General features: G+C 49.0%; 1 protein-coding gene. It reads right to left on the minus strand.

Annotation, left to right across the window (positions count from 1 at the left end; genetic code table 11):
- Positions 1 to 41: 41 nt before the first annotated feature.
- Positions 42 to 259: hypothetical protein (locus tag OGV74_RS23325; RefSeq protein WP_502873934.1), on the minus strand; the 218-nt coding region annotated here is incomplete at its 5' end.

The raw sequence follows: 259 nt of genomic DNA on the forward strand, positions 1-259 counted from the left end.
TCTGGGCTTGCCCATTGGGGTGATATCGTAGACTTTCACATTCACCTCCAGATCCGTTGTTGCCAGGTTCTGTCCTGACGAGGAGGCTTAGATACTTCCGGCAAGAACGCGCTGATCGTCCAGTGAATAAAGTCATTATCCAGACTACGCTTGGTCTTAATCTGCTTTGCTTTATAGCGGGCTTCCAGTTCGTCAGCCTGCTCAGTGGTGAGTTGTGTATGTTGAAACCAGCTTTTCTTCATAACGCACCTCTGGATGC

Origin of the sequence: Citrobacter sp. Cf116 (assembly GCF_030336505.1) — a bacterium.
Lineage (GTDB): Bacteria > Pseudomonadota > Gammaproteobacteria > Enterobacterales > Enterobacteriaceae > Citrobacter > Citrobacter freundii.